Annotated in this window: 20 protein-coding genes; 11 read left to right on the top strand and 9 right to left on the bottom strand. The window is 67.7% G+C overall.

The window, feature by feature from the left end; genetic code table 11:
• Nucleotides 1-205 precede the first annotated feature (205 nt).
• Genes AX744_RS12775 through AX744_RS12765 form a run of 3 tightly spaced genes read left to right on the top strand, consistent with a single transcriptional unit; the run spans nt 206 to nt 2608 of the window.
• On the top strand, nt 206-1024 hold the full coding sequence (locus AX744_RS12775) for a basic amino acid ABC transporter substrate-binding protein (RefSeq protein WP_046747305.1): 819 nt from the start codon (nt 206-208) through the stop codon (nt 1022-1024).
• A gap of 34 nt (nt 1025-1058) precedes the next feature.
• Nucleotides 1059-1856, top strand: a complete 798-nt coding sequence (locus AX744_RS12770; RefSeq protein ID WP_046747306.1) for an amino acid ABC transporter permease — start codon at nt 1059-1061, stop codon at nt 1854-1856.
• The gene (locus AX744_RS12765; RefSeq protein WP_046747307.1) at nt 1853-2608 is read left to right on the top strand and encodes an amino acid ABC transporter ATP-binding protein; all 756 of its coding nucleotides are present in this window, start codon (nt 1853-1855) and stop codon (nt 2606-2608) included. The genes AX744_RS12770 and AX744_RS12765 overlap by 4 nt, the downstream gene beginning before the upstream one ends.
• Nucleotides 2609-2706: 98 nt before the next feature.
• Here AX744_RS12765 and AX744_RS12760 read toward each other — a convergent pair whose 3' ends face one another.
• From AX744_RS12760 to AX744_RS12735, 6 genes are all read right to left on the bottom strand, one after another.
• Nucleotides 2707-2886: a YegP family protein gene (locus AX744_RS12760; protein WP_021198051.1), complete on the bottom strand. Its 180-nt coding sequence runs from the start codon at nt 2884-2886 to the stop codon at nt 2707-2709.
• An 88-nt stretch (nt 2887-2974) separates the two neighbouring features.
• Nucleotides 2975-4066 (bottom strand): ABC transporter ATP-binding protein, encoded by a 1092-nt coding sequence (locus AX744_RS12755; RefSeq protein ID WP_061017265.1) that lies wholly within the window; start codon nt 4064-4066, stop codon nt 2975-2977.
• Entirely contained in the window at nt 4063-4857 is a 795-nt protein-coding gene (locus AX744_RS12750; RefSeq protein WP_046747309.1) for an ABC transporter permease, read from the bottom strand. The genes AX744_RS12755 and AX744_RS12750 overlap by 4 nt, the downstream gene beginning before the upstream one ends.
• Nucleotides 4854-5792 (bottom strand): ABC transporter permease, encoded by a 939-nt coding sequence (locus AX744_RS12745; protein WP_061017267.1) that lies wholly within the window; start codon nt 5790-5792, stop codon nt 4854-4856. The genes AX744_RS12750 and AX744_RS12745 overlap by 4 nt, the downstream gene beginning before the upstream one ends.
• The gene (locus AX744_RS12740; RefSeq protein WP_061017263.1) at nt 5789-6928 is read right to left on the bottom strand and encodes an ABC transporter substrate-binding protein; all 1140 of its coding nucleotides are present in this window, start codon (nt 6926-6928) and stop codon (nt 5789-5791) included. Before AX744_RS12740 ends, AX744_RS12745 begins: the two co-directional genes overlap by 4 nt.
• A 136-nt stretch (nt 6929-7064) precedes the next feature.
• Entirely contained in the window at nt 7065-7580 is a 516-nt protein-coding gene (locus tag AX744_RS12735) for a GNAT family N-acetyltransferase (protein ID WP_061017261.1), read from the bottom strand.
• A gap of 118 nt (nt 7581-7698) precedes the next feature.
• Here AX744_RS12735 and AX744_RS12730 point away from each other — a divergent pair, with 118 nt between their 5' ends.
• Nucleotides 7699-8484 (top strand): sulfite exporter TauE/SafE family protein, encoded by a 786-nt coding sequence (locus AX744_RS12730; protein ID WP_058630502.1) that lies wholly within the window; start codon nt 7699-7701, stop codon nt 8482-8484.
• Between the two features lie 102 nt (nt 8485-8586).
• Here the strand turns inward: AX744_RS12730 and aspS are convergent, their stop codons facing one another.
• The gene (gene aspS / locus AX744_RS12725) at nt 8587-10365 is read right to left on the bottom strand and encodes an aspartate--tRNA ligase (protein ID WP_058630467.1); all 1779 of its coding nucleotides are present in this window, start codon (nt 10363-10365) and stop codon (nt 8587-8589) included.
• 143 nt (nt 10366-10508) lie between these two features.
• Between aspS and AX744_RS12720 the strand changes: the two genes are divergently transcribed.
• Both AX744_RS12720 and AX744_RS12715 read left to right on the top strand, forming a co-directional pair.
• A complete protein-coding gene (locus AX744_RS12720; protein WP_046747313.1) occupies nt 10509-10883 on the top strand; it encodes a DUF5684 domain-containing protein in 375 nt (124 codons plus the stop codon).
• A gap of 1 nt (nt 10884) precedes the next feature.
• Entirely contained in the window at nt 10885-11514 is a 630-nt protein-coding gene (locus AX744_RS12715) for a histidine phosphatase family protein (RefSeq protein ID WP_046747314.1), read from the top strand.
• A gap of 72 nt (nt 11515-11586) precedes the next feature.
• Here AX744_RS12715 and AX744_RS12710 read toward each other — a convergent pair whose 3' ends face one another.
• Nucleotides 11587-12492 carry an NAD(P)/FAD-dependent oxidoreductase gene (locus AX744_RS12710; protein WP_061017260.1) on the bottom strand — a complete coding sequence of 302 codons (906 nt, stop codon included), beginning with the start codon at nt 12490-12492 and terminating at the stop codon, nt 11587-11589.
• A gap of 54 nt (nt 12493-12546) precedes the next feature.
• Between AX744_RS12710 and AX744_RS12705 the strand changes: the two genes are divergently transcribed.
• From AX744_RS12705 to ccsB, 5 genes are all read left to right on the top strand, one after another.
• Nucleotides 12547-12951 (top strand): MerR family transcriptional regulator, encoded by a 405-nt coding sequence (locus AX744_RS12705; RefSeq protein WP_061017258.1) that lies wholly within the window; start codon nt 12547-12549, stop codon nt 12949-12951.
• A 63-nt stretch (nt 12952-13014) separates the two neighbouring features.
• Nucleotides 13015-13665, top strand: a complete 651-nt coding sequence (locus tag AX744_RS12700; protein ID WP_061017256.1) for a TlpA family protein disulfide reductase — start codon at nt 13015-13017, stop codon at nt 13663-13665.
• A gap of 16 nt (nt 13666-13681) precedes the next feature.
• Entirely contained in the window at nt 13682-14467 is a 786-nt protein-coding gene (locus tag AX744_RS12695) for a cytochrome c biogenesis CcdA family protein (protein WP_061017254.1), read from the top strand.
• Nucleotides 14468-14549: 82 nt separating this feature from the next.
• Complete coding sequence (gene resB / locus AX744_RS12690) at nt 14550-16379, top strand: cytochrome c biogenesis protein ResB (protein WP_061017251.1); 1830 nt, start codon at nt 14550-14552, stop codon at nt 16377-16379.
• A 4-nt stretch (nt 16380-16383) separates the two neighbouring features.
• A complete protein-coding gene (ccsB, locus tag AX744_RS12685) occupies nt 16384-17358 on the top strand; it encodes a c-type cytochrome biogenesis protein CcsB (protein WP_058630472.1) in 975 nt (324 codons plus the stop codon).
• Between the two features lie 168 nt (nt 17359-17526).
• On the opposite strand, the gene AX744_RS12680 is transcribed toward ccsB, so the two are convergent.
• Nucleotides 17527-18117, bottom strand: a complete 591-nt coding sequence (locus AX744_RS12680) for a 2'-5' RNA ligase family protein (RefSeq protein ID WP_227751275.1) — start codon at nt 18115-18117, stop codon at nt 17527-17529.
• Between the last annotated feature and the right edge of the window lie 118 nt (nt 18118-18235).

The raw sequence follows: 18235 nt of genomic DNA, 5'->3' as shown, positions 1-18235 counted from the left end.
GCCTCCCGAGTCGCCGTCGACTTCGAGGTCTGAGACCGCGTCGCGCCGGCTCGGGAACTCGGTTTCCACGTGTGATCGGGGCCTACTCGCAACACAAACGTAATGTGCGCGGACGTGGATGTCATTGGTCACGCGACGAGCCGCATGTTTAGATGAACTCCTACCCGTCAGCGGGCCTCCGTGCCCTCGACTCACAGGAGCCGACATGCCTCGTCGCAACCTCATCGCCGGTCTCGCCCTCGTGGCGACGGCCACCCTCGCGCTCGCCGGCTGCGCCACCGGATCGTCCGACGCGGGCAGCAGTGACGCTCCCGCCGCCGACGACAAGTACGGCCTCGTCGAGGCCGGAACGCTCACCGTGTGCTCCGACGTCCCCTACCCGCCGTTCGAGGTCGAGGACCCCTCCAGCGAGACCGGCTACTCGGGCTTCGACATCGACCTGCTCAGTGCGATCGCCGAGAAGATCGACCTGAAGCTCTCCGTTCAGGACGTCGGGTTCGACGCGTTGCAGTCCGGCACCACCCTCGCGGCAGGCACGTGCGACATCGGCGCGTCGGCGATGACGATCACGGATGAGCGCAAGGCGAACATCGACTTCTCCGACCCGTACGTCGACTCGTTGCAGTCGCTGCTCGTGCGCGCCGACTCCGACATCAAGTCCATCGACGACCTCGACGGGAAGAACGTAGGCGTGCAGCAGGGCACCACCGGCGAGACCTACGCGGGCGAGAACGCACCGGGCGCGCAGCTCGTGCAGTACCCCTCGGATGGCGAGCTGTGGCCCGCCATGCAGGCGGGGCAGATCGACGCGATCCTGCAGGACCAGCCCGTCAACTACGTGCACGAGCAGGACGACCCCGACTACAAGATCGTCGAGACGTACCCGACCGACGAGTCGTACGGGTTCGCCTTCGCCAAGGGTGAGAAGGACGAGCTGCGCGATGCGGTCAACAAGGCGCTCAAGGAGCTCCAGGACGACGGCGGCTACCAGAAGATCTACGACGAGTACCTCGCGGCCAAGTGACCGGCGGGATCGGTAGAGCGGGAGGACCTCGACGATGGCGTTGAGGCGTACCACCAAGAGCAAGCTGTATCGCTACACGGTCTACGTGGTGCTGATCGCGATCGCCGTCTGGGCGATCGTGAGCACCGATTGGGCGAAGATCGGACCGCTGTTCTTCAATCCTGAAGTCGCGGCGAAGATGTTCCCCGGGATCATCACCACGGCCCTGGTCAACACGCTATGGTTCACGGCCGTCGCTTTCGCCGGCGGCCTGGTCCTCGGCGTCGTGCTGGCGCTGATGAAACTGTCGACCATCGCGCCGTTCCGCTGGATCGCGACGGTCTGGATCGAGCTGTTCCGTGGTCTGCCGGCGATCCTCACGATCTTCGGCATCGCCTTCATCCTGCCGATCGCCCTGGGCGTGCCTGGGACGAAGCTCGGTGGGCCGGTCGTGCTCGGGCTCATCGGTCTCGTCCTGGTCGCCTCGGCCTACATGGCCGAGACGATCCGCGCGGGTATCCAGGCTGTTCCGAAGGGGCAGACCGAGGCGGCCCGCTCGCTCGGCATGTCGCCCATGAAGACGACGTTCTGGATCATCGTGCCGCAGGGGTTCCGGATCATCATCCCGCCCCTGACCAACGAGTTCGTGCTGCTGCTGAAGGATACGTCGCTGCTGTTCGTGGCGGGTTCCTTCATCTGGTCGAAGGAGCTCACCACGTTCGCCCGCGATGCGAGCACGCAGAACGCGAACGGAACGCCGTTGATCATGGCGGCGATCCTGTACCTGATCGTGACGATCCCGCTCACGCGCTTCAGCGCGTGGCTGGAGCGACGGATGTCGAGGCAGCGATGATCACCGACCTGATTGATGTCCACGCCCCCGCGATCGATGTGCAGGGGCTCGTGAAGTCGTTCGGCGACAACGAGGTGCTCAAGGGCATCGACCTCACCGTCACCAAGGGAGAGGTCGTGTGCGTGATCGGACCTTCGGGATCGGGGAAGTCGACGCTGCTGCGCTCGGTGAACCTGCTCGAGGAGCCGACCGGCGGCAAGGTGCTCATCGAGGGGATCGACATCACCGACCCCGACGTCGACATCGACCGCGTGCGCACCCGCATCGGCATGGTCTTCCAGAGCTTCAACCTCTTCCCGCACCTCAGCGTGCTCGGCAATCTCACGATCGCTCAGCAGCGCGTGAAGAAGCGGTCGAAGAAGGAAGCCGAGCTGATCGCCCATGCCATGCTCACGCGGGTCGGTCTGGCGGAGAAGGCCGACGCCTACCCCGGGCACCTCTCGGGAGGGCAGCAGCAGCGCGTGGCGATCGCCAGGGCGCTGTGCATGAACCCCGACATGATGCTGTTCGACGAGCCCACCTCGGCACTCGATCCCGAACTGGTCGGCGAGGTGCTGCAGGTCATGCGCTCGCTGGCCGACGAGGGGATGACGATGCTCGTCGTCACGCACGAGATGGGCTTCGCCCGCGAAGTCGGATCCCGGCTCATCTTCATGGACGGCGGCTACATCGTCGAAGAGGGCGACCCGCGTGAGGTGCTCGGCAACCCGCAGCATCAGCGCACGAAGGACTTCCTCTCCCGCGTGCTCTGACACGAGATCCGGTTCGCCGAGACCCATCGCAATCGCCGAGACCCCCTGTTGCAGACGTCTGCAACAGGGGGTCTCGGCGTGAAACGTGGGTCTCGAGCTCAGTCGGCTTCGACGACCTCGGCGTCCGCGGCGTTGCGGCGCACGGAGTCGATGCCGTTCAGAGCGGCGGACTTCGACGAGTAGCCCTCGCTGATGGCGATGACCTCGCCGTTGCCGGCCTTCAGGCGGAACCGGTACTCGCCGGACTTGTCGGTGTACAGCTCGAACTTGCCTGCCATGAGGCGTCCTTTCTCTCTCGGATGGAGGGAACCCCGCCCCTCGGCCCTCACGCTAGCGCCCGGGGTATGTCAGGGGAAGAGCGGTGAGTCAGCCGCGCGGATGCACGGCCACGGGCTCCGGGGCGATCGCGATGCGCACCCGGTCGCCGAAGGCCGGATGAGTTCCTGGCGCATGCTGCACCCGGACGAGTTCGCCGGACTCGGTGCGCACGAGCGTGCGACGCATGCTGCCGAGGAAGGTGCTCTCCTCGACCAGGGCCTCGGCTGCGGCGTCGGCTTCGGAGGCGAAGTAGACGTTCTCCGGGCGCAGGTACACGTCCACCGGTCCGTCCGCCGGAGACTGCAGCGGAAGCCGCTGTCCCCACACCATGACGTGATCGCCCTCGGCGACGCCCGACACGACGCTCGACAGCCCCACGAACGCGGCCACTCCGGCGGTCGAGGGCATCGTGTACAGCTGCTCCGGAGACCCGATCTGCTCGATACGGCCGGCGTTCATCACCGCGATCCGATCCGAGACGGCCAGAGCCTCTTCCTGGTCATGGGTCACGAAGACGGTGGTGATGCCGAGTCGCAGCTGGATGCGGCGGATCTCGTCGCGCAGCTGCACGCGCACCTTCGCATCGAGCGCCGAGAGCGGTTCGTCGAGCAGCAGCACCTTGGGTTCGGTCACCAGCGCTCGTGCGAGTGCCACGCGCTGCTGCTGGCCGCCGGAGAGCTGGTGGGGGAACCGATCCGCGAAGTCGGCGAGGCCGACCAGGGCGAGGGCGTCGACCGCGCGCCGTGAGGCCTCCGCCTTGCCGACGCCGCGTCGCCGCAAGCCGAATGCGGTGTTCTCGGCCACCCGTAGGTGCGGGAAGAGCGAGTACGACTGGAAGACCATGCCGATGTCGCGCTTGTTCGTGGGCACTCGCGACACATCGCCGCCACCCAGCAGCACGGCGCCTTCGTCCGCGCCTTCGAGACCGGCGAGCACACGCAGCAACGTGGTCTTGCCGCACCCGGAGGGCCCGAGGAGCGAGACGAACTCGCCGGGGGCGATGTCGAGGTCGACCCCGTGGAGCACACGGTTGTCCGCGTAGCTCTTGACGATGCCCTGCAGCTCGACACGGGTGCCTTCGCCCGCGTGGGCGAGCAGCAGGTTGTCCTTGGTGCGCGGCAGCGCGTGGTCGACGGTCATGAGCGGGCCTTTCCGGTGCCGCGCGCGACGCGGCCGATGACGAGGAGCAGGAGGAAGACGAACACCAGCGCGAGCAGCGTGAAGATGGCCGGCGCGTAGGGGTCCTGTTTGTTCACCACGACCATGGCCGTCTGGAACACCTGGCGGTTCAGGAGCGAGGCGATCGTGAACTCTCCGAGCACCACGGCGATGGAGATGAGGGACGCGGCAAGCAGCCCCTGTCGGAGGTTCGGGGCGAGCACCTTCAGCACCACGGTCGGCCAGCTCGCGCCGAGGGACCGCGCGGCTTCGGAGAGCGTCCGGAGGTCGGCCGCATCGATCGATGCCTGGATGGACCGGAAGGCGAACGGGAGAACGGTGATCCCGTAGGCGAAGGCAAGCGTCCAGGTGCCCGTGCCGAGGGCCCGCCCGATCTGGAGGTAGATCGGCGCGAGGCCGACCACGAGCACGATGGCGGGGATCGAGATGGGCAGCAGCACCGCGAACTCGAAGGCGGGCTTGAGCTTCGGGAAGCGCAGGTTCACGAGGATCATGGTCGGGGCGAGCAGCAGCAGCACGATGGCGACAGTCACCACGGCGAGTACCAGCGAGTTGCCGAGACCGGTCCAGATCGGCTTGAGGGTGGCTGCGGCCGCCGGGTCGAACAACGCGATCCAGCGGGCGAAGGAGAGTCCGCCGGCGGGGTCGCGCAGTGTGAAGAGGAACGTCGACACCAGGGGCACCGCGAAGAACGCACCCACGAGGACGCCGATCACCCACCGGGTCGTGCGGGAGGGGCCGAGCCGGTTCACGACTGCCACCTCGCCGCGCGTCGCTGCACGAGGGAGTACAGGGCCATCACCACTCCGACGATCACGATCATGCCGAGCGCAAGCGCGCCGGCGAGGTTCTCCCGACCGAGCACCGTCTCGCTCGTGAGCGCCGTGCGGATCTGCAGCGGCACGATCTGGGCACCCTGGCTGGCGAGAGCGGCGGCGGTGGCGTACGACGAGAACGCGTTCGCGAACAGCAGCAGCAGGCTGGCGAGGAACGAGGGCGCGAGCACGGGGATGCCGATGCGCAGCCAGAAGCTCGCGCGGGTACCGCCGAGAGTGAGGTTGGCTTCGGCCCACTGCGGCTTGAGGGCCGCGAGGGCAGGCATGAAGGTGATGACCATGAGGGGGATCTGGAAGTAGAAGTAGGGGAGTACGAGGCCGGGCAGCTCGTAGAGCCAGGTGCCGTTCTCGAAGATGTTCACGCCGAAGGTGTCCTTCAGGAACACGGTGACGACGCCCTGGATGCCGATGGTCGCGATGAAGGCGAAGGCGAGCATGACGCCGCCGAACTGCGCGAGCACACCCGCGGCGGCATCCACGGCCGAGCGGGTGCGGCCTTCGGGGTCCATGCCGAGGAGCGCGTAGCAGACGAGGGCGCCGACGAGCGCCCCGACCACGGCGGTGAGCAACGAGAGGCCGGCCGAGTTGGCGAAGGTGTTGAGCACGACCGGGTCGACGAGGGCCGACATGTTCGTCCAGGTGAAGGAGCCGTCTTTGGTGAAGAAGCCGGAGCCGATGGCCAGGATCGTCGGCACCGCGAGGAAGAGCACGACATAGGCGGCGAAGGGGACGAGCCCGAGCCAGGCGAGGGACGGAGCGGACCGCCGGGCCCTCGCGTGCTGCGAGGACCCGGCGGGGGTGGCGGGGGCGGACGCCGCAGCATCCGCCCCCGTTGCGGTGAGGGTGGTCACTGGACCGCCGCGGCCCACTTCTCGCCGAGCAGCGTGCCGGCGTTCGTCGACTGCTCCTCGGTCGGGACGACGGTCTCCTCCGGAGCCTCGGGGAGCGCGGCGGCGAGGTCTGCGTCGATCGTGCCGGCGTCGGTCATGGCCTCCATCCGCACCGGACGGGCGCCGCCCTTCAGCCACAGGTTCTGCACCTCGTCGCTGTAGAGGAACTCCTGCCACAGGCGGGCAGCCGCCGGGTGCGGGGCGTCGGCGTTGATGGCCTGGTTGTAGTACCCGGCGTAACCGGTGCCGTCGAACACGACGACCTTCCAGTCCTTGTTGTCGGCCGTGTGCGAGGCGTTCAGGTAGTCCCAGTCGAAGACGACCGGGGTCTCGCCGCTCGCGATGGTCGCGGTGGTCACGTCGACCTTGAGCAGGTTTCCAGCCTTCTGCAGCTCGGAGAAGAAGTCGATGCCCGGCTGGAAGTCGTCCAGCGTGCCGTCGGACTGCACGGTCGCGAGACCGACGGCGGCGAATGCGGCCCCCGCCTGCGTCGGGTCGCCGTTGATGGCGACGGCGCCCTTGTAGTCGGCGGAGAGCAGGTCGGAAAGCTCGGCGGGAGCGTCGAACTTCGACGAGTCGTAGCCGATCGACATGTACCCGCCGTAGTCGCCCACGAAGAGGCCGGTGGGCTCCTTCAGCTCGTCCGGGATGTCGTCCCACGTCTGCACCTTGTAGGGAGCGAACACATCGGTGTTCTGCAGGGCGACCGTGAGGCCGATGTCGAAGACGTCGGGTGCGGTGTCGAGACCCTCGTTCGTCTTGGCGGCCTGGATCTCCTCGGCGCTGGAGACATCGGGGGAGGCTTCGTTGATCGTGATCTCGGGGTACTTCTCGGCGAAGAGGTCGAGGATCTCGCCGTAGTTCGCCCAGTCGCGGGGCAGCGCGATGACGTTGAGTGAACCCTCGGCCTTGGCCGCGGCCTCGAGGTCGGCGAACGTGCCGAAGTCGGCGACCGAGGTCGCAGCAGAGGCGTCGACGTCGGAGCTGCCGCCACCGGTGGCGTCCGCTGCTCCGGAGCAGGCGGTGAGCGCGAGTGCGGCGGTGGTGGCCAGGGCGATGCCGGCGCCGATGCGCGCGCGGCGGGTGAAGCGAGCCATGAGTGTCCTCTCGGTGTCCGGCGCTGTGAGCCGGTGTCGGGTTGCGAGAGGACACTATGAGGCGGAGGTTGCCGCCCGTCGCGGGTCAGGTGAACGGATGGTGGCTGGGTGCTGTCCGGTCGGGGCCGCCGGGGCTTCAGCTCTGGGAAACCGTGTACTTGAAGCCTCGATGCGAGCCGACGTAGCCGAGCCGCTCGTAGAAGCGGTGGGCATCGACGCAGGCGGCGTCGGAGGTGAGCTGCACCATCGATGCGTCGACGGCTGGGGCGGCGACCTCTCCGACCCAGCGCATCACGGCGGAACCGATGCCCGACGAGCGCAGACTGCTCTGCACCCGTACTGCCTCGACCAGCAGCCGCCGTGCACCGCGACGCGCCATCCCCGGGATCGAGGTGAGCTGCAACGTGCCGACCACCGCACCGTCGAGCTCGACCACGAGCAGATCGTTCGACGGGTCGGCCAGGATCTCGCGGAGACCGCGCTCATAGGCCGGGCGGTCCTCGGCGGATGCCACATCGCCGCGTGCCGCACTGATCGGGTCGTCGGCGAGGAGGGCGATCACGGCATCCGTGTCGTCGACCGTCGCGCGGCGCAGGAGCGCGGTGCCGATGCGCGATTCGAAGGAGTGGGGCAGCGGGAGGGCTTCGAGCATGGCTCCAGTCTGTCAGCGGATGATTCTGTCGGCGGATGCGGGGGCGGCGTCGACTCTCTGGAATCATGGCGAGGTGGATATCGGCGCCGTGCTCGGACTCGAGCAGCTCACCTGGGGGATGCTGCTGCTCGTGGTGATCGCCGCGTTCTGCGCCGGCTGGATCGATGCGGTCGTGGGCGGGGGAGGGCTGCTGCAGCTGCCGGCGCTGCTGCTGATCCCCGGCATCTCCCCGGTGCAGGCGCTCGCGACGAACAAGCTCGCCTCGGTCTTCGGCACGGCCACCAGCAGTGCGACCTATTACCGACGAGCCAAACCGGACCTGCGCACCGCCCTGCCGATGGCGATCATCGCGTTGATCGGCTCCTTCGGAGGGGCGGCTGTCGCCACCGTGCTGCCCCCTGCCGCGTTCAAACCCATCATCGTGATCGCTCTGCTCGCTGTGGCCCTGTTCACGGCGTTCCGGCCGCAGATGGGCGCGGCGACCCAGCTGCGCTTCCATGGGCACAAGCACCACATCATGGCGGGCGCAGCGGGACTCGGCATCGGCTTCTACGACGGGATGATCGGTCCTGGCACCGGTACCTTCCTGGTGATCACGCTGGTCGCGCTGCTCGGCTACGACTTCCTGCAGGCGAGCGCCAAGGCCAAGATCGTCAACCTCGCGACGAATGCGGGTGCGTTGATGCTGTTCATCCCGCACGGCGCCGTGCTGTGGCTGCTCGGGGGCATTCTCGCGGTCGCGAACGTCGCGGGAAGCTACCTCGGATCACGCATGGCGATCTCGCGCGGGACCACGTTCATCCGCGTCGTGTTCCTCGTGGTCGTTATCGCGCTGATCGGCAAGCTCGGAGTCGATGTGTGGAACGAGAACATCGTCCCGGCCTTCGCATCGATTGCAGGCTGAACGAAGCGACGCCGCCGCAGGCAGAAACGCCGGATCAGGCAGGTTCCTCGCAGAACCGCCTGATCCGGCGTGTGTGCCTGTGCTCGCGCGAGGCGGCTGGCCTCAGTCCTCGTCCTCGGGCTCGAAGTCGACGCCGGCCTCGGCGCGCTGCGCATCGGTGATCGGAGCGGGAGCGGAGGTCAGCGGGTCGAAGCCGTTGCCCGACTTCGGGAACGCGATGACCTCGCGGATCGACTCGGTCTTGGTCAGGTGCTGCAGCACGCGGTCCATCCCGAGTGCGATCCCACCGTGGGGCGGAGCGCCGAACTTGAACGCGTCGAGCAGGAAGCCGAACTGCTCGTCGGCCTGCTCGTCGCTGATGCCCATGACCTCGAACACGCGCTTCTGGATGTCCTCACGGTGGATGCGGATCGACCCGCCGCCGAGCTCGGAGCCGTTGCACACGATGTCGTACGCGTACGCGAGGGCCGATCCGGGGTCGGTGTCGAACGTGTCCTCGAACTCGGGCTTGGGACCCGTGAACGCGTGGTGCACGGCCGTCCAGGCACCGGCGCCCACTGCCACGTCACCGGAGGCCACCGCGTCGGCCGCCGGCTCGAACATGGGAGCGTCGACGACCCACGTGAAGGCGAACTCGTCGGGGTTCAGATAGCCCAGGCGGCGACCGATCTCGACGCGCGCTGCACCGAGGAGTGCCCGGCTCTGCTTGGTGTCACCGGCGGCGAAGAACACGCAGTCGCCCGGCTCTGCACCGACGAGCTCTGCGAGTCCGGCCTGCTCGGCCTCCGACAGGTTCTTGGCTGCGGGGCCGCCCAGCGTGCCGTCCTCGTTGAACAGGACGTAGGCGAGGCCACGTGCACCGCGCTGCTTGGCCCAGTCCTGCCAGGCGTCGAGCTGCTTGCGCGGCTGGCTCGCGCCGCCGGGCATGCGCACAGCGCCGACGTACTCGGCCTGGAAGACGCGGAACGGGGTGTCCTTGAAGTACTCCGTCGCCTCGACGAGCTCGAGGCCGAAGCGCAGGTCGGGCTTGTCGGAGCCGTACTTGGCCATCGCCTCGGCGTAGGTCATGCGCGGCAGCGGGGTCTGCACCTCGACGCCGATGGTCGCCCACATCGCCACGATGAGCGACTCCATGAGGGCGATCACGTCCTCCTGGTCGACGAAGCTCATCTCGATGTCGAGCTGCGTGAACTCCGGCTGACGGTCGGCGCGGAAGTCCTCGTCGCGGTAGCAGCGGGCGATCTGGAAGTACTTCTCGACGCCGCCCACCATGAGCAGCTGCTTGAACAGCTGAGGGGACTGGGGCAGTGCGTACCAGCTGCCGGGGCTCAGGCGCGCGGGAACCAGGAAGTCACGGGCGCCCTCCGGCGTGGAGCGGGTGAGGGTGGGCGTCTCGACCTCGGTGAAGTCGTCGGCGTGCAGCACGTCGCGGATCGCCTTGTAGACGTTCGAGCGCAGGCGCAGGGCGGCGGCCGGGGCCGGGCGGCGCAGGTCGAGGTAGCGGTACTTCAGGCGTGCTTCCTCGCCAACGGTCTCGGTGTCGGCGAGAGCCGTGGAGACCTGGAAGGGGAGCGGAGCGGACTCGTTCAGCACCTCGACGTCGGTCGCGATGAGCTCGATCTCGCCGGTCGGCAGGTTCGGGTTCGCGTTGCCCTCGGGGCGCTGCGAGACCTCGCCGGTCACCTTCAGGACGAACTCGTTGCGAAGCGGGTGCGCGATCTCCTCGTCGCGGATGACGACCTGGGCGATGCCGGAGGCGTCCCGCAGATCGATGAAAGCGACTCCTCCGTGGTCACGACGGCGATCGACCCAACCCGAGAGGGTGACGGTCTGACCGATGTGCTCGGCTCGCAGAGAGCCTGCCGAGTGGGTGCGAAGCACGGAGTATTCCTTCTGATCTGGGAAATGGGGAACCCGCCCATTCTACGGGGGCGGTCGGCCGGTCATCGGCCCGGTCACCGGCGGCCGGGACGGCGTATCAGTAGGATCGCCACGACACAGCTCATACACAGAAAGAGTGCACCGTGGACAACAACGGCATCTCCGATCTCTATGCGTCGATCTTCTCGGGTACCACCGGCCTGATCGCGCTCGTCTTCTACATCCTCGTCGCGGTCGGCCTGTGGAAGGTCTTCACCAAGGCCGGGTACCCGGGAATCCTCGCCATCATCCCGTTCGTGAACCTCGTCTTCCTGGTGAAGATCGCCGGCCTCTCCGGCTGGTTCGCGCTGCTGTACCTCATCCCTGTCGCGAACCTGATCCTGGCGATCATCGTCGCGTTCAAGCTCGGTGGACGCTTCGGCAAGGGCGGGGTCTTCTCGTTCTTCCTGCTGTTCCTCTTCCCGTACATCGGGTACCTGATCCTCGGCTTCGGGGACTCGCGCTACAGCAAGGCGTGACATGACGGCGTCCCGGCTGCACCTCGTGCGACACGGTGAGGTGCACAATCCGGCCCGCGTGCTCTACGGTCGTCTTCCCGACTACCACCTGAGCGACGCGGGCCGGGGGATGGCCGCAGCAGCGGCCGACCATGTGGCCGCGCTCGACCGTCCCGTCTCCGCGCTGTACGCGTCACCTCTCGAACGCGCCCAGGAGTCGGCCGAGCCGTTCGCCGCGACGTTCGACCTCGTGCCGGAGATCGACATCCGGCTGATCGAGCCGACGAACGTGTTCGAGGGGACGCAGATGCGCCGTTCCCTGATGAACCCCCTGAACTGGTGGCATCTGCGCCAGCCCTCGGTTCCCAGCTGGGGCGAGCCCTACTCCTCCATCGCCGAGCGGATGCTCGGTGTCATGGACGAGGCGTGGGATGCGGCACCCGATGGAGACGTCGTGATGGTGTCGCACCAGGCGCCCATCTGGATCACGCACCTCCGCGTCGCGGGGCTTCCGCTGCAACACGATCCCCGCACCCGACGCTGCGCGCTGTCCAGCGTCACCTCGTTCGAGCGCGTCGGTGACGTCTGGCGAGAGGTCGCCTATGTCGAGCCTGCCGCGACCGGCGGTGCCGTCGACGTCGGCGCGGTCTGACCCCCACTCTCGAATCGCGCAGGTGGTTCCATTCCGGCGACGGATGGACCCACGAGCGCGATTCGAAACGGGTCAGTGCTCGGCGGCGAGGAGTGACTGGATGATGCCGACAGCGGCCAGCTGACCCGCGGCGGCCGCCAGCAGCACGGATGCCATCGGGCCGGGGAGGGTCGCACGGTGGGCGAGGTCGCCCGCGGCGAACACCCCGGGGTGCGAGGTACGTCCGAACTCGTCGATCTCGATGCACCCGGACTCGAGCATGCCGAGTCCGAGCTGCGCGGCGAACGGCGACCGCTGACGCATCGCCCCTGCGGCGATGAAGACTCCGGCCACCACACGCTCGTCGTCGTCCGTGCGGACGAGCACGCCGCCTTCGACCTTCTCGACGGAGGCGACGGGGGTGCGACTCACCCGCGCGCCCTTCGCCTCGAGCGTGCGGATGTCCTCGTCCGTGAACGCCTCCTCGACCGGCACGACCGTGATGCTCGCGACGATCCTCCCCAGCAACCCGATGAGGTGCTCGGCGCGGGGCGGGGCGCCGACGATCGCTATGTCCTTGCCGGCGTGCTCGTGCCCGTCGCAGAACGGACAGCTGAAGGCGAGCGTGCCCCACAACTCCTGCAGTCCGGACACGATCGGAAGATCATCGGCGACCCCGGTGGCCAGCACGACGCGGCGCCCTTCCACCACCGAGCCGTCGGCGAGTGCCACCACGAACGCATCCTCGCCACCCGTGATACTCGACGCCGCGGTCTCACGGACCTCGACGTCGTCGTAGTCAGCGAGCTCGGTTCGCGCCGTCGCCCGGAACTCGGCGGGGGGAGTGCCGTCCGCGCCGATCATGTTGTGCATGTGCAGGACGGTGCCGTTGCGGTACTCGCCCGAGTCGAGGAGGAGCGTGGAGCGGTGCATCCGTCCGAGGGTCAGAGCGGCCTGCAGCCCTGCCGGTCCTGCGCCGATCACGATGGCGTCGTACATGGTGGTCCTCCTCTGGGTGTTGCGTTCCTCGTCAGTCTGTGACTTCATGTCAACATGAGGTCAAGTTCCGAGCATCCGTGGTCCGTCGGTGATGTCGCGACCCGTTTCGACCTGCCGACGAACGTTCTGCGGCATTGGGAGTCGGTGGGGCTGCTCACCCCTCCGCGCGACGCTGCCGGCCGGAGGCGCTATGGGGAGGATGAGGTCGTGCGCATCGCCGTGATCCAGCGCAGCAAGGCCGCGGGGATGACGCTCGAGCAGATCGCGGTGCTGCTCGATGACGGGAGTTTCGGTCGGCATCAGGTGCTGCAACAGCACCTGGACGATCTCGATCGGCGCATGGAGGAGATGCGTCGATCGCGCGAGATGACCGAGCACGCGATGGGCTGCCGCGCCCACGACATCGCCACATGTCCACGCTTCCGGGCGGGCGTGGACGACATCCTGGCGCGCTTCTGAGGGGCGTCGGAGGAGGTCCCGTTTCCGGCTCGCGCATAGGATCCTCTGCGTAAACTCGGAGTCGTGCCAAGCGATTCGACGGTCCGTCAGATCCGCAGCGGCCGCTCCTCCCGCACCCGGCGTTCGCGTCGTGCGGTCGGTGCCGCGCTCGCTGCGGTGCTCGTCATCGGTCTGAGCGCGTGCGCTCCCGATCCGGTTAGTGAATCCTTCCTGAACGGTGAGAACACCGGCTATGTCGCGGCCGACGGCGCGATCGTCGAGGTCCCCGTCGCCGAGCGCGGCGAGCCCGTCGTGTTCAGCGGAGTGACCGAGAAGGGCGACGAGTTCGACAGCGCCGACATCGCCGGTAAGGTCGCGGTCGTCAACTTCTGGTACGCCGGCTGTGCACCGTGCCGCCTCGAAGCGGCCGATCTGGAAGGCGTCTGGCAGGACTTCAGCGATCAGGACGTCGCGTTCATCGGCATCAACACCCGTGATCAGGCCGACACGGCCGTGGCCTTCGCGAACGAGTACGGCGTCACGTACCCGAGCCTTATCGACGTCGACACCGCTCAGGCCAAGCTCGCCTTCGCGAAGGAGACGCCGATCGCCGCGACACCGACGACTCTCGTGCTCGACAAGCAGGGGCGCGTCGCGGCGCGCATCATCGGGCCCATCGACGGCAAGTCGATCCTCTCCACGCTCGTCAAGGACGCCCTCGCGGAGGACTCGTGAGCGGCCAGGACGGCTCATGAGTCCCGAAGCGATCATCGGCTCCGGGGCCCTCTGGATCGCGATTCCCGTCGCGATGCTCGCGGGACTCGTCTCATTCCTGTCTCCCTGCGTGCTCCCACTCGTTCCCGGCTATCTCGGCTTCCTCGGCGGTGCCGTCGCACCTCGGTCGACCGCTGCTGCCGGCGGGGAAGGCGGGACGACGACGCAGACGGCAGAAACCGCGACGCGGGGGCGACTCGTCGGGGGAGTGCTGCTGTTCATCCTCGGCTTCACGATCGTCTTCATCCTCTACACCGTGCTCGGCGGAACGGCCGGGGTCTTCCTGCTGCAGTGGGGCGACCTCATCACCCGCATCCTGGGCGTCGTCATCATCGGGATGGGCCTGGTCTTCCTCGGGCTGTTCGGGTTCGCGCAGAAGGAATTCCGCTTCCACGTGGATTCCAGAGCCGGAATCGTCGGGGCGCCGCTCCTCGGCATCGCGCTCGGCATCGGATGGGCTCCCTGCATGGGACCGACGCTCGCGGCGATCCTCGCGCTGTCGTTCAACGCCGGTGACCCGGTGCGGGCGGGCTTCCTCGGCCTTGCCTACTCGCTCGGCCTCGGTATCCCGTTCCTGCTCGTCGCGCTCGGCTTCGGCTGGGCCACGAAGGCGATCGGGTTCCTGCGTCGGCACATCCGGGTGGTGAACATCATCGGCGGCGTGATGCTCCTCCTCCTCGGCGTCCTGATGGTCACCGGACTCTGGACCGACATCATGTCGAGACTGACGGCGGTGATCGGCAGTGTCATCCTCCCGCTCTGACGATCCCGAGACGAGCGAGCGAGATGGTAGCCGTCCCGACAAGCCCATCCGTCCCGAGAAAACTCCCCGCACTGAGAAGGTCATGACCAAGAACAAGGGTGCCGCGAACAGCGACTCCAGCGATCCGCTCCGCCCGTCCGACCACGTCGACGGCGACGACTCGATCACCCAGCCGCGCCTCGGGTTGGTCGGCTGGCTGCGCTGGGGCTGGCGTCAGCTGACCTCGATGCGCACGGCACTGATCCTGCTGCTCGTCCTGGCGATCGCCGCCATTCCCGGCTCGATCTTCCCGCAGCGGATGGCCGACCCCAACGGTGTGACGCAATGGGAGCGCGACAACCCCGACCTGTTCCCGATCCTCGACGGCCTCAAGCTCTTCGACGTCTACCTGTCGCCGTGGTTCTCCGCGATCTACCTGCTCCTGTTCGCCTCGCTCGTCGGCTGCGTGATCCCGCGCATCAAGCACCACGCCAAGGCGCTGCGTGCCCGCCCGCCGCGTACCCCCGCCCGGCTGCAGCGCCTCGAGGACTACCGCGCCGTCACGCGCGATCCCGCGGCGGACTCCGGAACCAAGACCGGCGATGCGGAAGCGGAGGCGGCCGCGTCCATCGACGTCGCGACGAAGCAGCTGAAGGCCCTCGGCTACCGGGTGGAGCGCTACGACCGCGGACGCACGTTCTCGGTCTCCGCTGAGCGCGGCTACTGGCGCGAGACCGGCAACCTGCTCTTCCACCTCGCGCTCGTCGGCGTACTGGTCACGGTCGGCATCGGCGGAGGGTTCTCCTACACCGGGCAGCGGGTGCTGGTCGAGGGCGAGACCTTCGCCAACACGCTCCTCGACTACGACTCGATGAACCGCGGACGGTTCGTGGGCGACGACGCGTTCTCCCCGTACTCGATGCGCCTCGACTCCTTCGACGTGACCTACCAGCCGTTCGGTGAGCCGGGGTCCGGTCAGGCCGGCGACTTCTCCGCCAACGTCACCGTGCAGGAGAACGGCGAGGAACGTACCGGCTCCGTCAAGGTCAACGAGCCCCTCGGCGTCGCCGACGACGACGTGTTCCTGCTCGGCAACGGCTACGCGCCGACGGTGACGGTGCGCGATCCCGAGGGCAATGTCGTGTTCACCAACAGCACGCCGTTCCTGCCGCAGGACAACAACATGACCTCGCTCGGCGTGCTCAAGGTGCCGGACGGGTTGGCCGAGCAGGTCGGCCTGGTCGGGTTCTTCTACCCGACCACGGGTGTGCTCGAGAGCGGTGCGTTCTTCTCCGCGTACGGCGACCTGACGAACCCGACGCTCACGCTCGACGTGTACACGGGTGACCTCGGCATCAACGAGGGTGTGCCGCGCTCCGTCTACGTGCTCGACACCACTGGCATGACGAAGCTCACGGGCCGCACCACCGACGTCAAGTCGATCGAGCTCGCCCCCGGGCAGACCGCGCAGCTGCCGAACGGCCTCGGCTCGGTGACCTTCGAGGACGAGTCTCCGGCCGGCGCCACGGATGCCTCCCAGTCGGTGAAGCGCTTCGCCTCGCTGCAGATCCACCGTGACGAGTCAGGTGTGTGGGTGCTCGGCTTCGCGCTGCTGGCCCTCGGCGGTCTCATGATCGCGCTGTTCGTTCCGCGGCGACGTGTGTGGGTCAAGGCCACGGCGCAGGACGGCGAGGTCGCCCTCGAATACGCGGCGCTCGCCCGTGGGGAAGACCCGACGCTCGCGGCAGCGGTGGACGGCATCGTCGCCGGCCACGCCCGACTGCTCGACGCGGCAGGCGGCACCACGGTGCGGGCCGAGGACGACGAGAAACCTGCCGACGACACCGCGGACGATCACACCGTGGCTGATGACATCGCGACCAAGTCCGCCGAGGTGGAAGCCCCGGCAACCGACACCCGGAAAGTAGACTGACACCATGCTCGAGCTCAACGTGATCTCGCCGGTCCTGCTGTGGACGGCGATCGCGATCTACGCGGCAGCCTTCGTGGCCTACGCCTTCGATCTCGCGCGGCGTTCGCAGGCGACGGCCGATGCGCAGAACGTGCGGGAGTCGGTGCTCGTAGGGGCCGGTGGAGCAAGCATCCCCGCAGCGTCGGGCGGGTCTGATGCGGGCTCCGCCCCGCAGCGATTCGTGATGGCCAGGATCGGCACCTCGCTCACGGTACTCGGCTTCCTGTTCCACCTCGCGTCCGCTGTCACGCGTGGCATCGCCGCCGGTCGTGTGCCGTGGGCGAACCTCTACGAGTTCGCGATGATGGGCACGCTGCTCATCATCGCCGTGTACCTCGTCGTGCTCACGCGTATCGACCTGCGGTTCCTCGGCACGTTCATCACGGGCCTCGTCGTCGTGCTGCTCGGCCTCGGAGCGACCAACTTCTACGTCGACGTCTCGCCGCTGATGGACCCGCTGAAAAGCGTGTGGCTCGTCATCCACGTGTTCGTCGCCTCGCTCGCGACGGCATTCTTCGCGCTGGCTTTCGCCCTCTCGGTGATCCAGCTCATGCAGTCGCGACGTGAGCGCCTGCTGGGCGAGGGGGCGACCAAGACGGGCCCAGGCTTCCTCCGCACCTTCCCGAACGCGGTGCGCCTGGAGAGCCTGGCGTACATGTTCACGATCATCGGGTTCATCCTCTGGACCTTCACTCTCATCGCGGGCTCCATCTGGGCGTACTACGCCTGGAGCCGCTTCTGGGGCTTCGACGTGAAGGAGACCTGGACCTTCGTGATCTGGGTCATCTATGCCGGCTACATCCACGCACGGGCTACCCGCGGTTGGCGGGGCAACCCCTCGGCGTGGCTCGCGATCGTCGGATTCTCGGCCGTGATCTTCAACTTCACGATCGTGAACGTCTTCTTCAAGGGTCTGCACGCCTACTCCGGCCTGAGCTGAGCCGCGCTCGGCTGCGACGACTCGGCTGCGAAATCCCGGCTGCGAAATCCCGGCTGCGAACACTCAGCTGCGAAAACAGAGACCTCCTGCATCAGGCCCGGCGCGTCCACACAGGACACGCGGGGCAGAGTGCGGGAGGTCTCTGTTTCGGCCGGAGTGGGAGCGAGGTCAGCCGCCCAACGGCAGGACCTCGGCGTGCTCGATGCCGTCCTCGTACCAGACCAGCTCGGCTTCGGTGATGGTCTCGGCGGGCGCAGGCTCGAGAGCACGCGACTCGGGCTGCGCGAAGTGCGACCAGACCTCCGGGTCGAGAGTCTTGCCGTAGAGCACCGAGAGGTGGAAGGTCCACTCCTCCAACGGCAGCTCGCCCAGGCGGCGGAAGTCCGTGGCATCCAGCGCGGTGGTCAGGGACGAGTACGCCGAGACGAGTGATGCGGTGCGGGCGAGGCGCACGATCAGGATCTGCCACGGCGTGGGGAACTCGTCCACGGCCTCGGCGGTGATCTCGATCGGCGTCTGCTGCGCCGCCCAGGAGCGGATCAGCGTGGCGAGTTCGTCGCGCCGCTCGGGCTCGTAGAAGCCTCGGAGCGTGACGTGCCCGGTGTGCGGTCGTCGTACCGGAGCGCCGAGCCGTGCGAGTGCAGTGTCCTGCACTTCCCGGTAGGTATCGGCGACCTCGACAGTGGGCCGGAGCACGAGGTACTGCTGCCCCTCCAAGCTCTCGAGCTGGTCGGGGGTGTCCATGAACGGTCGACGCATGTCAGGAGCCTAGGTCCTGGTCACCGCATGCGAAAACGGAGACCGTCACGCGCACGGCTCGGCGCGTCACATGTCGACGCGCTGAGCTGAGGGGAGATGGTCTCCGTTTTGGCAGGGC

This window comes from Microbacterium sp. CCH5-D1, from assembly GCF_001557335.1.
Classification (GTDB): Bacteria; Actinomycetota; Actinomycetes; order Actinomycetales; family Microbacteriaceae; genus Microbacterium; species Microbacterium oxydans.
This window is presented reverse-complemented; position numbering and strand designations above follow the sequence as displayed.

Excerpts from the sequence above, each read along its gene's own strand:
- AX744_RS12770 (WP_046747306.1), top strand. The coding sequence starts at position 1,059 with ATGGCGTTGAGGCGTACCACCAAGAGCAAGCTGTATCGCTACACGGTC.
- AX744_RS12680 (WP_227751275.1), bottom strand. The coding sequence starts at position 18,117 with ATGCGTCGACCGTTCATGGACACCCCCGACCAGCTCGAGAGCTTGGAG.
- AX744_RS12765 (WP_046747307.1), top strand. The coding sequence starts at position 1,853 with ATGATCACCGACCTGATTGATGTCCACGCCCCCGCGATCGATGTGCAG.
- AX744_RS12710 (WP_061017260.1), bottom strand. The coding sequence starts at position 12,492 with ATGTACGACGCCATCGTGATCGGCGCAGGACCGGCAGGGCTGCAGGCC.
- AX744_RS12695 (WP_061017254.1), top strand. The coding sequence starts at position 13,682 with ATGAGTCCCGAAGCGATCATCGGCTCCGGGGCCCTCTGGATCGCGATT.
- resB (WP_061017251.1), top strand. The coding sequence starts at position 14,550 with ATGACCAAGAACAAGGGTGCCGCGAACAGCGACTCCAGCGATCCGCTC.
- AX744_RS12775 (WP_046747305.1), top strand. The coding sequence starts at position 206 with ATGCCTCGTCGCAACCTCATCGCCGGTCTCGCCCTCGTGGCGACGGCC.
- AX744_RS12730 (WP_058630502.1), top strand. The coding sequence starts at position 7,699 with ATGCTGCTGCTCGTGGTGATCGCCGCGTTCTGCGCCGGCTGGATCGAT.
- AX744_RS12740 (WP_061017263.1), bottom strand. The coding sequence starts at position 6,928 with ATGGCTCGCTTCACCCGCCGCGCGCGCATCGGCGCCGGCATCGCCCTG.
- AX744_RS12755 (WP_061017265.1), bottom strand. The coding sequence starts at position 4,066 with ATGACCGTCGACCACGCGCTGCCGCGCACCAAGGACAACCTGCTGCTC.
- AX744_RS12715 (WP_046747314.1), top strand. The coding sequence starts at position 10,885 with ATGACGGCGTCCCGGCTGCACCTCGTGCGACACGGTGAGGTGCACAAT.
- AX744_RS12760 (WP_021198051.1), bottom strand. The coding sequence starts at position 2,886 with ATGGCAGGCAAGTTCGAGCTGTACACCGACAAGTCCGGCGAGTACCGG.
- AX744_RS12735 (WP_061017261.1), bottom strand. The coding sequence starts at position 7,580 with ATGCTCGAAGCCCTCCCGCTGCCCCACTCCTTCGAATCGCGCATCGGC.
- AX744_RS12705 (WP_061017258.1), top strand. The coding sequence starts at position 12,547 with ATGAGGTCAAGTTCCGAGCATCCGTGGTCCGTCGGTGATGTCGCGACC.
- ccsB (WP_058630472.1), top strand. The coding sequence starts at position 16,384 with ATGCTCGAGCTCAACGTGATCTCGCCGGTCCTGCTGTGGACGGCGATC.